Source organism: uncultured Chitinophaga sp., assembly GCF_902168175.1.
Taxonomy (GTDB): Bacteria; Bacteroidota; Bacteroidia; order Chitinophagales; family Chitinophagaceae; genus Chitinophaga.
On sequence record NZ_CABHOU010000072.1, the window covers coordinates 346097 to 358936 of the forward strand.

Below are 12840 nucleotides of genomic sequence, written 5' to 3' on the forward strand. Positions count from 1 at the left end.
TTAAAGTAATTTAAGCAGGTAAGGAAGAAAAAGATGCGTCATAGCAAAGCCGCCTGCCATGAAACACATCGTTGCCACCAGCGAAGGCCATTGCAACGTGCTGAGTCCCAAAATCGAATGCCCCGACGTACAGCCACCCGCGTAACGGGTACCGAAGCCCACCAGGAAACCACCCATCAAAAAAAACACCCATCCTATTGGCCTGCTTACATTCGACCAGTTGAAAATATCTTCCGGCATCAGCTCGTCAAAACTCCTAATGCCAAGCGCCTGCAAATCAGCGATCGTTTCCGGGTTCAGGTTAACGGGTTCATTGTTGCTAAGGAAAATAACGGTGATGAATGCGCCCAGTACGATGCCCGCTACGAAAAACAAGTTCCAGCTTTCTTTTTTCCAGTCGTATTTAAAAAAAGCGATGTTGGCGGGTATACAGGCTGCGCAAATATGGCGGAGTGAGGACGAAATGCCAAAAGCCTTATTACCTGCAATGAGCAGCGCCGGCACAATTAGTCCTATCAGCGGCCCCGCAACATACCAGGGCCAAGGTTGTTTGATCAGTTCCATACACTGCACGGTTTTTAAAGCCGTGTACGCAATCTAATTATAATTTAGGTTGAAAGGAAAGCATTTTTCTTAATGGCTGATTCCCCGGATAATCTTAAGTTTGACCTTTAATTCCAGATCAATATGCTCGACGTATTACAAACATTCCATATCGACAACCCGCATAGCGGCGTGGCTACAGGTAAAGACTGGCTAAAAGGTAACGGTGAAAACATTACCGCCTCCTCGCCCGTAGATGGTAAACAACTTACCACGGTTGCCTCCGCCTCCCGCGAAGACTATGATGCCGTAATTGCCAAAGCGCAGGAAGCCTTTAAACAATGGCGCACTGTTCCGGCTCCGGCCCGCGGCGAAGTGGTGAGGCAGGTAGGTGAAGCACTGCGCAAACAGAAAGATGCGCTGGGCAGGCTGGTGTCTTACGAAATGGGCAAGAGTTTACAGGAAGGTTTGGGCGAAGTGCAGGAGATGATCGATATATGCGACTTCGCAGTGGGACTTAGCCGCCAGCTGTATGGATTAAGTATGCACTCCGAACGGCCCGGCCACCGTATGTATGAGCAATGGCATCCACTGGGGGTGGTAGGTATTATCAGCGCTTTTAACTTCCCGGTAGCCGTATGGAGCTGGAACGCAGCTTTGGCCTGGGTTTGTGGAGATGTGTGTGTATGGAAGCCCTCGGAAAAAACACCGCTGACGGCCATCGCCTGTCAGCAGATAGCGGCAGAAGTATTTGCGGCTAACAATGTGCCCGAAGGCGTATCGTGCCTCGTAGTGGGCAACCGTGAGGTAGGCGAATGGATGGCGAACGATGCGCGGGTGCCACTGGTATCGGCCACAGGCTCTACCCGTATGGGTAAAAGTGTAGGTGCTGCCGTAGGTGCAAGATTAGGCAGAAGCTTACTGGAACTGGGCGGCAATAACGCTATTATTATATCCGAACACGCTGATCTCGACATGTCGCTGATCGGCTGTGTGTTTGGTGCGGTAGGTACTGCAGGTCAGCGCTGCACCAGTACGCGCAGGCTTATTATTCACGAGAAAGTATATGATGCTTTTAAAGCTAAGCTGGTAAAAGCCTATCAGCAATTGCGTATTGGCGATCCCTTGGATCAGCATAATCATGTAGGCCCGCTTATCGATACCGATGCGGTGGATGCTTACCTCTCTTCTATTGAAAAATGTAAGGCCGAGGGCGGCAGCTTTATCGTAGAGGGCGGCGTGTTAAGCGGTGCCGGTTATGAAAGCGGTTGTTATGTGAAACCCTGCATAGCCGAGGTGAAGAACGATTACGCGATTGTACAGCATGAAACTTTTGCGCCCATTTTATACATTATGAAGTACAGTAGCGCCGAAGAGGCGATCGCATTGCAGAACGGTGTGCCTCAGGGGCTTTCATCGGCTATTATGACGCTGGACCTACGCGAGGCGGAACAGTTTTTATCGGCTGCCGGTTCTGACTGCGGCATTGCCAACGTAAATATCGGTACTTCAGGTGCTGAAATCGGTGGTGCTTTTGGTGGTGAAAAGGAAACAGGTGGCGGTCGTGAGAGCGGTTCCGATGCCTGGAAGGCCTATATGCGCAGGCAGACAAATACAATTAATTACTCTGCCAAACTGCCACTGGCACAAGGTATTAAGTTTGATCTTTAAGGAGTTACGATAAAGTTTAAGAGCGTTGGGCTAAAAGTAGCGGGGTTGGAGAACCCCGCTTTTTCGTTAAACGGAAACCATGCTTATGAGAAAGAATGCTTTTCGCATCCTCTCTGGGTATAAATATTAAACAAATTTTCGAGAATTCATATTCAACTTTTGTGCTACTTGCCACCCATCATCCTAAATTATTACCATCCATACCTGTATATGCACCCGCTGCTATGATTTAACATTTTCACACATACTAAACACAACACAGCCATGAGAGCGGATTTTGACGGAATTATGGTAAAAGAAATGTTAAACAACATGGCTGTTATCAATGAAAAACAGAAATTTGCTGTTGGTGTTTTTTTGGTTTAAAACCTTGTTGAAGGAGAAAAAAAGTACGTCGAAAGAGCAAATGATGATTTTTAACTTACCCTTTGCATCGGCTTATAGCCATATTACCGTAAATGTAAATCAGCAGGAAGAGTACCGGATGGTCTTAATGACAAATGGCCGTACATCATTTTAAACTATGACAACAGGATAAGAAAGTTTAACTTTCCCGCTTACGTCATAGCATTTGATTTGGCGTTTTATTAACCAATTGCGGTATTCTAATTGTAATCTTATTGGACAAATTGTTACACATGAATTTTTTTAGAGAGCTGGCAGTAGTGACAGGAGCAGTAGTACTGGCTACATTTTCGACAGAAGTTAAGGCACAAGGCACGGCAGTACCCAAAAACTGGCAGTTGCTTGATTATGGCAAAGACAGTGTTTTTGGTGTGAGCGCAGAAAAGGCTTACTCCGAACTTTTGAAAGGGAAAAAGAGCAAACCCGTACTGGTTGCTGTTATCGACTCTGGCGTTGACACTACCCACGAAGACCTTCGTTCCATTTTATGGCGCAACCCCAAAGAAATTCCGGGCAACGGCATCGACGATGATGGCAATGGCTACATTGATGACGTGTATGGCTGGAACTTCCTCGGTGCCAAAGATGGCAGCAGTGTAAAGGAAGACAGCGATGAAGCCTCACGCGAGTACTACCGTTACAAAAGCAAATACATCAACCCCGATTCTGCCCTGGCACCCGGCTCGAAAGAGTATGCTTACTGGGAGCGCCTGAAAGCAAAAACAGAACGGCCGCCATCAGCAGATAAAGGTCAGTATAAAACAATGCTCGCCATCAGGGAAAACCTGAAAAAGAGTGAAACGATTCTGAAAGATTATACCAAAACAGAAGATATCACGGCTAAACAACTGGACTCTATAAAGAATGCAGGCGAAGATGTGGCTATGGCCAAATCTTTCCTCACCCGGTTATTCTCTTCGATGGAAGGTGAAGAAGATGTTTCGCTGAACGCCTTTAAAGAGGAGCTGGACGAGTATATCCAGCAGTTGAAAAAGAACATGGAAGCTTCTGTAAAACGTCCGGTAGATAAGCGTACGCTTATCGTTGGCGATAACCTTAACGATATCAACGACCGCTTCTACGGCAACAATGATGTAATGGGGCAGTTCTCCTTCCACGGTACGCACGTTTCCGGTATTATTGCCGGTGTTCGTGATAATGGTGTAGGTATTGAAGGGGTGGCCGACAATGTGCGCATCATGGCCGTGAAGGTAGTGCCTGATGGCGACGAACGCGATAAGGACGTGGCATTAGGTATCCGTTACGCGGTAGATAATGGTGCGAAGATCATCAATATGAGCTTTGGTAAAGGATTTTCTCCAAACAAAGAGTGGGTGGATGACGCGATCCGTTATGCGGAGTCGAAAGGTGTACTGCTGGTGCATGCTGCAGGCAACGATGGCGCGAACAATGATGAAGTGGAAAACTTTCCTAACGATACTTACCTGGATGGCAAAACAGCCAACAATCTAATTACTGTTGGGGCAATGGGCAATGGCCGTGGTAATGCGAAAGTGGCCGTGTTCTCTAACTATGGTAAAAAAGAGGTAGATGTGTTTGCGCCTGGTGTGCAGATTTATTCTACCGTACCCGGTGGTAATAAATACGGTGCTGCAAGTGGTACCAGCATGGCTTCGCCTGTAGTAGCGGGTGTTGCGGCACTGGTACTCTCCTACTATCCCGAGCTGAGCGCACGCCAACTGAAAGAGGTACTGGAGAAATCGGCTACACCAATGCCGGCGAGCCTGGCAATGGTCAACAAACCAGGTAGCAGTGGCGAGCAGGTTAACTTCGCCGATCTTTCTACCAGCGGCGGTATGGTGAACGTTTACAACGCGTTGAAACTGGCGGCTAAAACCAAAGGTGAAAACAAAGAACCTAAGCCAAAGAAAGAGAAAAAGGCGAAAGTAGCGCCGGTAAAAAAAGGTTAACGATCATCATACAAATAAAAAAAGCCTTCCTGCACTGAGTGCAGGAAGGCTTTTTATTGATAGAAAAAATAACTACAAACCTATAAGCCGGATTCTGTACCCCGAATTGCTCCGGTGCCGCTATCATTTATCTGCGACGCCAGTCACCTGGCGCCTGTATCTGCCTACCCTCGGTCATCGGACGAGCCGCCCTTAATCGACCGTATACATGGCATTTCAGCATGCAAGGTTTACCCGCAGTAACGGTTACCCGCTACCACCGTGGGCTTTTACCCCACATTTTCACCCTTACCCTGGTTTGCACGAAGGCGGTTATTTTCTGTGGCACTCTCTGTAAACGCCTTGCGGCGCCTCCCACCCGTTAGGTGGTGCATTGCCCTTTGCTGTCCGGACTTTCCTTGCGACCCTTACGGGTAACACGATAGCGCGGTTTGTAGTTAAGCGGTAAAAGTACGATAAATCACTTGAAAAAAATCTCCGTAGCGCCGTGACCGTACAGCGGATGGTATTGATTGATGTAGTTCTTTACCTCCGGTGTCACTTTGAGAATGTCGTGCAGCTCCTCCCGCAGTTTGCCTTTACCCACTCCGTGAATAACGATCATCGAATGCTGGTGATGTGCAATGGCAAGGTCCAGGTAATGCTGGAACTCGTTGAGTTGTATGGCGAGTATTTCAAGATTACTGAGCATTTCGTAGTCGTCGCTCAGTTTTTCTATATGCAGGTCTACTTCGTATTGCGGTTGTTCTATCGCGCTGTTTAAAATATAGGTAGTAGCCGAAACGCCCTGGTTCAGGTACTTGGCGTCCACGAACGGCTCGTCCTCCAGGCGCAGCGGGTACGTTTCAAATAAAAGATAGCTAAGGGTAGCCTGCTCTTTCACTTTCAGGTCGTTAAGCTGCAGGAACAACTGTTTGGCTTTAACTTTCCAGCCTTTGCTAAAACTAACCGCCAACTTCGGATCTGGTGGTTTAAGCGTAAAGGTGAACTCGAAACGTGGCTGATCGTTCAGTTGTTCAAACAGCAGGTCGGCCAGGTAAAAGTGCTGGAAAGGATGCACTTCGTGTTTGATTTCGAGGTGCAACCTGTTGTTCAGGAATATCTGGAAATGAACATTATAAATACGTGCGGTTTCATTTAGCAGGTGATACTTCAGCAGGCTTACCCTTTCGTCATATCCTTCTGTTATCCATACCGGTAGTATGGAAAGGAATACGCCTGTTTCTTCCCTGTTAATGGGAAAAGCTTTCTCCTTTTTAATTTCTTCGCCCCTTTGTGTTTTGGGTACGTAAATGTCCTTCTGCACGGTGAACCGGTGGAAATAAGGGAAATCTACCTGGTCGTAATAAACGGGAAAGGTGACGCCTTTAACTTCTACCATCAACATGTCATCGCCAATCATGTCAACTACCCTTCCCTCCTCTTTGGAGTGTAAAATAAGAATGGTGTCGCCTATGGAGTACTTCATAAAAATCTGCCTGAACTTTAATTATCAATGGTGCCGCCCCGGCATAACTTAGCCGTGAGCGTTGGGGCATGGTTGGCCCGGACGCGCAAATTAACGATTAACCTGCAGTCTACCATCAATCGGATTAAACCGTATCCGCTGCTTTTTCCGGATGGTCGGCCATATAACGGTCCACAGACAGAGGGCCGCTGCCTTCTACCATAACGAAAAGCAGGCCTGCCAGCGTAAGCAGGCAAATCCAGAGTTCTGTGTGAACGTTAAATAATGGAGTACCGGAGCCGATAAAAATGAGTGCGCCTATCAGCACCGGGATGTTAAACAACACCGCAATGCGTGTAAGCAGGCCCATGGCGATAAGGATACCGCCGCAGAGATGTGCGAAGATGATATAATGCCCCATCCACATCGACATTACCGAAAGAAACGGTTGCTGCCTGATAGTGGCGTTTAGCTGATCTATATTGCCAATGAACTGTACCCCTTTTGCAATAAGGAACAGTCCCAGCAGAACCCTCAGTACATCAATCCATTTTGGATGATGCGTCTGACCCCAACGGTCAATTCGTTGCAGTGTGTTCATATATAATACAGTTTAAGTTCAAAGAGCGCTTAACCTAATATACGAAAATTACCGCAATAAATACCGCGGAGGCCCCTACGCCTGTGCTTCCCTGTTGCGCAGGCGACTGTTACGGTAGCCATACAGGAAGTAAATTACCAGTCCAAAACCCATCCAGCCGAAAAACACGAACCAGCTCTTAACTGGTATTTCGATCATCAGGTACAGGCAGCAAAGCATGCCCAGGATCGGAATTACGGAAAGGTTTTTTAAAATGGTAAAAATGGTGATGAGGTAGGCGAGTACAAGGAAGATAATAAACAGGATCTCCTGGTGGGAGTCTTGCGTGAGGTTGCTGAAGTTATGAACGATTTTATCCCAGAAGAAAAAAGTGAAGGCTGCCAGTAATACAGGCACGATGAAACGGCCGTTAATATAGGGCAGATTGAACCTCTTGCCTTCTTTACTCTCCATTCTTGGCAATAACAACACCCCACCGCACACCAGCACGAATGCGAACAGGGTGCCGATACTCGTAAGGTCGGTAACAATACCGCTTTCTATAAACAGGGATGGAACGGCCACAATAAAGCCAGTAACGATCGTAGAGAATGATGGTGTTTGGTATTTGGGATGCACCTTCGCGAAACGTTTAGGCAACAGCCCGTCGCGGCTCATACTCATCCAGATACGCGGCTGGCCTATCTGGAAAACCAATATCACACTGGTAGCGGCAATAACGGCACTCACCGACACAATGTAACCGATCCTGCTCATGTTTATTTTCTCAAACACAAATGCCAGCGGATCTTTTACGTTGGAGAATTCCGAGTAATGCACCATACCGGTGATGACCAGCGTTACAATGATATAAATAATGGTACAGATGATCAGGGAATAAATCATACCGCGTGGCATATCGCGCTGCGGGTTGCCGCATTCTTCAGCAGTTGTGGAAATGGCGTCGAAGCCGATATAGGCGAAGAATACGGCCGATACGCCTTTCATAATGCCCGAAAAGCCGTTCGGCGTAAAGGGCACCCAGTTATCGGTATTGATATAAAATACCCCGATGGCAATCACAGCCAGCAACACCACGATCTTTAATCCCACCATAAAGTTGGCGCTCTTTTTACTTTCCCTGATACCGATGTAGGCCAGGATAGTAATCAGAATAACGATGATGAAGGCGGGAATATTAAGAACCACATGCCAATTGCCGATTACAGGCGCGGTGGTCCAGGCGAGGTTTTCGGTGGATTGCCCGGCCGCCAGGGCTGCTTCGTAAGTATGTTGTGCTGTTTTGAAGTCGGTGATCATCCATTCCGGAAGATGAATGTTCATGCCTTCCAGCACGTTATTGAAGTAACTGCTCCACGAAATGGCCACTACTATATTGCCGATCGAATACTCCAGGATAAGCGCCCAGCCAATGATCCAGGCAGTAAGTTCACCGAAGGTAACATAAGAATAGGTATACGCACTACCGGCTACGGGCACACGCGAGGCAAATTCAGCATAACACAGCGCCGTAAATCCGCAGGTAACCGCGGTAATCAGGAAAAGGAAAATCACACCGGGGCCTCCGTCGTAAGCCGCCTGGCCTATTGTGGAGAAGATGCCGGCGCCAATTACGGCAGCAATACCCATGAGGGTAAGGTCGCGCACACCCAGTACTTTGTCAAGACCCTGGGTTGCATGTCCATCAGACACGCCGGTGCGGGCATCGGTAATAATGTTGGCAAGCGACTTTTTCCTGAAAAGCGAATTAGACATTGGAAACAGTTACAGGTTGATAATTGATTTTGTTGATTTAGTTCTAAGCGGCCTAGCGCCAAATATAATAATTAATCAGATACTAATGCTGGCGGGTAAGCAGGTAATCAGCCAGTTCTTTCAACGGTGCCTTACGTCCGCTCATCACCGCAATGTTTTCCAGGTGTTCAAAAGCGATCTGCATAAAGTGTTCTTTCTGTTGTTCTGCCCAGTCGTCTACCTTACAATCGTGAAACAGTTCGAGTGTTTGCGGCACCTTGGTAGCATCATCTGCGGCCAGGGCCATCAGTTTGTCGAGCTGCTGCCTTTGCGAAGGTGTGCACATCTCCATGGCCTTTAATAATAAAAATGTCTTTTTGTTGATGAGGATGTCTCCCCCCTGCTGTTTGCCAACTTTTTCCGGGTTGCCGAAAGCGTCCAGCAGATCGTCCTGTATCTGGAAGGCGATGCCCACGTTTTTACCGAAACCGTAGATGTGCCCCTGGTTACCTTCGCTGCCACCGCCGATAATCGCGCCCATCTGGAGGCTGGCCGCCAGTAAAACAGAGGTTTTAAGGGCAATCATATTTACATAATCGGCATAGTTCACCTGGTCCGGCTCCATGCCTTCCATGTCCATATCCAGTTGCTGGCCTTCGCACACTTCAGTGGCGGCTTTATTGAATACAGAAATGATCCTTTGTTTGTATTTAGACTGGATTTTGTTGAGGTAGTCGTAAGCATGTATGAGCATTACATCGCCGGCGAGGATGGCGGTGGGCTCGTTATATTTTGTGTGTACAGTAGGCATGCCGCGGCGCAGGGGCGCTTTATCCATAATATCGTCGTGTACCAGGGTGAAGTTGTGGAACACCTCCACGGCGTGGCCTACCAGGAATGCGTCCGGGTGTATTTCGTCGAATAGTTCGTTACCCATAATTGCCAATACCGGCCTGATTCTTTTGCCACCGAGGCTCAGAATGTACTGGGCCGGGTCGTATAAAGATGAGGGTGATTCCGGAAACTGGCGTTTACCGAATTGTTGCTCAAACTGCGCTGCTAACTCTTTAAATGAATGCATGTGGTCTTAAAATTAAGTTACGGACCTGCGTGGTGCGGGTCCGTAAACTAAGCAATTGCGTAATATGGTTTAAACTATTCTTCTTTCTTTTTGCGCCTGGACGTAGCCCGCTTTTCGGCAGCCTCTTTACCACTACGACCGGGTTTAGGCGGCTTGCCACCTGATTGCTTTTTACTACCGCTGCCTTTACTACGGTCGCCACTCTTGCGTGGCGCATTAGCCCATTCGTTGCCTGCGGTTTCCGAGGCATTGCGGCGTACAGGTACGCCATCTACATCGGCCAGGTCGTAATCCAGCTGGCGTTTAACCAGGTTGGCGCCTACCACTTTTATCTTCACTTTGTCACCAATACGGTACTTTTTACCGGTGTGCATGCCAATGAGGGCGTATTCGTTTTCGGAATGACGGAATTCTTCGGGCAGGTTGTGAATACTTACCAGCCCTTCACACTTGGTGTCTACAGTTTCGACCCAAAAGCCGAAGTGAGACACACCGCTGATCACACCTTCGAACTCCTCACCAATAAATTCCTGCATGTATTCCACCTGCTTGTATTTATTGGCAGCACGTTCGGCCTCCATGGCCTTACGCTCCATTTCGGAGCTGTGTTTACAACGCTTCTCCAGCAGTTTGTCCACCTTTACATCTTCTGCCAGTATCTGCGCTAACACCCGGTGTACCAGTACGTCCGGATAACGGCGGATGGGCGAGGTAAAGTGGCAATAGTACATGAAGCCCAGGCCATAATGCCCGATATTCTCTGTTGTATAAGCGGCCTTCGCCATCGTGCGGATACCCAGTGTTTCCAGCACATGCTGTTGCGCAGTACCCCTTGCGGCCTTCAGCATTCCGTTAAACGATTCTGAAATGGTTTCTGGTTTGTGCAGGTCGAGTTTATACCCGAACTGGCTGGCAAACATAGCAAACATCTGTAGCTTTTCCTCATCCGGCGTATCGTGTATACGATATGGGAAAGGTACCGACTGTTTGTTTACGCGTACTTTGGAAACATGCTCGGCTACCGTACGGTTGGCCAGCAACATGAATTCCTCGATGAGCTGGTGGGCCTCTTTACTCTCCTTTACCACGATACCAATCGGTTTGCCGCCGGCATCCAGCTGGAAGCGTACCTCGGTAGAGGAAAAGTTGATAGCACCATCGTTAAAACGTTTGGCGCGGAGGCTCTGGGCCATTTTATTGAGGATCATTACTTCCTCTTCGTAAATGCCTTTACCGGTTTCGTTCTCGATAATCGTTTGCACATCTTCATAGGTGAAGCGATGGTCGGAATGGATAACAGTCCGGCCAAGCCAGTATTGTTTCACATTACCTTCCGCGTCTACCTGGAAAACGGCCGAGAAGGTGAATTTATCCTCATGCGGACGCAGCGAACAGAGTTCGTTGGATATCTTCTCCGGCAGCATTGGCAGCACCCTGTCTGGCAGGTAAACCGAGGTAGCACGTTTTTCTGCTTCCTTGTCCAGTTCAGTTCCCGGGAGTACGTAATGGCTAACATCAGCTATGTGTACACCGACTTCGTAGTGGCCATTCTTCAGTTTTTTGAAAGAAATGGCATCATCAAAGTCTTTCGCATCCACCGGGTCGATGGTGAAGGTGAGTACTTTACGGAAGTCCTTGCGACCCGCAATCTCTTCCGCACTCATCTCTTCTTTAATATCACCCAGTTCTTTAATCACCTCATTCGGGAAACTGAGCGGGAAGCCGCTTTCGATCAGTATTTCCTTCATGGCCAGGTCGTTAGTGTCGCTGGCGTCGAGTATTTCGAGTATTTCACCAACTGGCTTTTTGGTTTTCTCGCCCCAGGCTACAATACGTACCACCGCCTTATCGCCGCTTTTAGCGCCGTCGAGGGTATTGGCCGGAATATAGATGTCGGGGAGAAAGGTGCCTTTATCGGGCACCAGGAAGGCAAAGCCTTTACTCACGTCGAGCGTGCCGGTAAATTCTGTTTTCTTACGTTTAAGTATTTCCGTTACAACACCTTCCATACGGCCACCGTTGCCTTTGCCCTGCCTGATCACTCCCACTAAAACATCGTCGCCGTCCAGCGCCGTATTCAGGTTCTTTTGTTTAACAAGTACGTCTTTGGATTGTCCTTCTACGATTACGAAAGCCATTCCTGAGCGGGTTATTTCGATAGTTCCTTTGTAGGTTGTTTTCGGGCTGCTGCTTCTCTGGCCCTGATGTTGCGGGCGTTCGTCCTTATGGTCGTGGCTGCCTTTATTCTTCTTTTTTGTCATTTTAAGTCATTTTGTCCGCTGGTCAATACCGCGAACGTTTAATTTGGGATTGTGTTATGCAGCAGGTTTTCCGGCTATTCCTGGACCAAAGGAGTAGTTTCCAGGGATGCGCCGCTGCCGGCTACATAATCAAAAATATAATTATTAAATGAATCTGCTTCATTAAACAGGAAGGAAATCTCAACGGGAATCACAGCTATGGGGAGTTGGAGCTCCTTTATGATGTCGCGCAGCAGGTGTAGGCGTACTGCATCTTTTTCAGTTGTAACGATGATCTTCGGCGTTCCATCCGTCTTCTCCAGTTCCAGTTTTATCTTTTCCAGGTCTTTTCTCGAATAATAATAATGGTCGGGAAACGGAAGCAGGTATACATTAGCGAACTGTTGCTTCAAATGTTGTACCAAAGGTTCCGGCCTGGCAATTCCGCATACGGCCAGTACCGTTGCATTGGCCGGTAATTGTACGGGCTCCGCGTCCAGCATGTTGTATAAACCGCCGTATTTCAGGCTGGTAAAGAACAGTCGCTGGTGAGGCAGGGGATCTATTTCCCGGTAAAAACGTTCCTTTTCGGTGACTGTAAGATTGGCAGGACATTTAGATACAATGATGACATCGGCCCTTTTATAACCGCTTCTGCCCTCGCGTAACCGCCCGAACGGCACCACATGGTCGTGCGTAAAGGGGCGGTTGTACTCGGTGATCATGATATTTTTGCCTGGTTTTACGGAACGGTGCTGGAAGGCATCGTCCAGCAGAATTGCCTGTATATACGGTCTTTCCATTAACAATTGCGGAATAGCGAGCATACGCTCCTCGCCCACACATACGCTAATGCCCGGGAATTTCTGGTGAAACTGCATGGGTTCATCGCCTATCTCAGCAGCGGTGCTTTGCCCGTCGGCCAGGAAAAAACCCTTGGTTTTACGGTTGTAACCGCGGCTGAGCGTTGCGATACGGAAATAATCTTTCAACAAACGGATGAGATATTCCACATGAGGTGTTTTGCCGGTGCCACCTACAGAAAGGTTGCCGACAGCAATTACCGGCAGGTCAAATTCAACGGCGCTCAGTACGCCCTTGTCGTAAAAACGGTTGCGCAGCCACATAATGAGGCCGTATAACATGGAGAACGGGTATAATAAAAAACTCAGGTATCGTAACACGGT

General features: G+C 48.1%; 9 protein-coding genes and 1 other RNA gene. 2 read left to right on the top strand and 8 right to left on the bottom strand.

What is annotated here, in order from left to right; genetic code table 11:
• The gene (locus QZT80_RS16425; protein WP_295124276.1) at positions 1 to 564 is read right to left on the bottom strand and encodes a YeeE/YedE thiosulfate transporter family protein; all 564 of its coding nucleotides are present in this window, start codon (positions 562 to 564) and stop codon (positions 1 to 3) included.
• A 123-nt stretch (positions 565 to 687) separates the two neighbouring features.
• On the opposite strand from QZT80_RS16425, the gene QZT80_RS16430 reads away from it, so the two are divergent.
• Both QZT80_RS16430 and QZT80_RS16435 read left to right on the top strand, forming a co-directional pair.
• On the top strand, positions 688 to 2214 hold the full coding sequence (locus QZT80_RS16430; RefSeq protein ID WP_295124279.1) for an aldehyde dehydrogenase family protein: 1527 nt from the start codon (positions 688 to 690) through the stop codon (positions 2212 to 2214).
• Positions 2215 to 2852: 638 nt separating this feature from the next.
• Positions 2853 to 4550 (top strand): S8 family peptidase, encoded by a 1698-nt coding sequence (locus QZT80_RS16435; protein WP_295124281.1) that lies wholly within the window; start codon positions 2853 to 2855, stop codon positions 4548 to 4550.
• A 67-nt stretch (positions 4551 to 4617) separates the two neighbouring features.
• Here the strand turns inward: QZT80_RS16435 and rnpB are convergent.
• The 7 genes from rnpB to lpxK all read right to left on the bottom strand — a co-directional run bounded on the left by rnpB (position 4618) and on the right by lpxK (position 12837).
• An RNA gene (rnpB, locus tag QZT80_RS16440) (RNase P RNA component class A) lies at positions 4618 to 4988 on the bottom strand.
• A gap of 22 nt (positions 4989 to 5010) precedes the next feature.
• The gene (locus QZT80_RS16445; RefSeq protein WP_295124284.1) at positions 5011 to 6018 is read right to left on the bottom strand and encodes a Smr/MutS family protein; all 1008 of its coding nucleotides are present in this window, start codon (positions 6016 to 6018) and stop codon (positions 5011 to 5013) included.
• Between the two features lie 124 nt (positions 6019 to 6142).
• Positions 6143 to 6598, bottom strand: coding sequence for a DoxX family protein (locus QZT80_RS16450; RefSeq protein ID WP_295124286.1), 456 nt, complete (start codon positions 6596 to 6598; stop codon positions 6143 to 6145).
• Positions 6599 to 6673: 75 nt separating this feature from the next.
• Positions 6674 to 8353, bottom strand: coding sequence for an amino acid permease (locus QZT80_RS16455; protein WP_295124289.1), 1680 nt, complete (start codon positions 8351 to 8353; stop codon positions 6674 to 6676).
• An 82-nt stretch (positions 8354 to 8435) separates the two neighbouring features.
• On the bottom strand, positions 8436 to 9413 hold the full coding sequence (locus QZT80_RS16460) for a polyprenyl synthetase family protein (protein WP_295124291.1): 978 nt from the start codon (positions 9411 to 9413) through the stop codon (positions 8436 to 8438).
• A 74-nt stretch (positions 9414 to 9487) separates the two neighbouring features.
• On the bottom strand, positions 9488 to 11674 hold the full coding sequence (gene rnr / locus QZT80_RS16465) for a ribonuclease R (protein WP_295124294.1): 2187 nt from the start codon (positions 11672 to 11674) through the stop codon (positions 9488 to 9490).
• A gap of 74 nt (positions 11675 to 11748) precedes the next feature.
• The gene (gene lpxK / locus QZT80_RS16470) at positions 11749 to 12837 is read right to left on the bottom strand and encodes a tetraacyldisaccharide 4'-kinase (protein ID WP_295124297.1); all 1089 of its coding nucleotides are present in this window, start codon (positions 12835 to 12837) and stop codon (positions 11749 to 11751) included.
• Between the last annotated feature and the right edge of the window lie 3 nt (positions 12838 to 12840).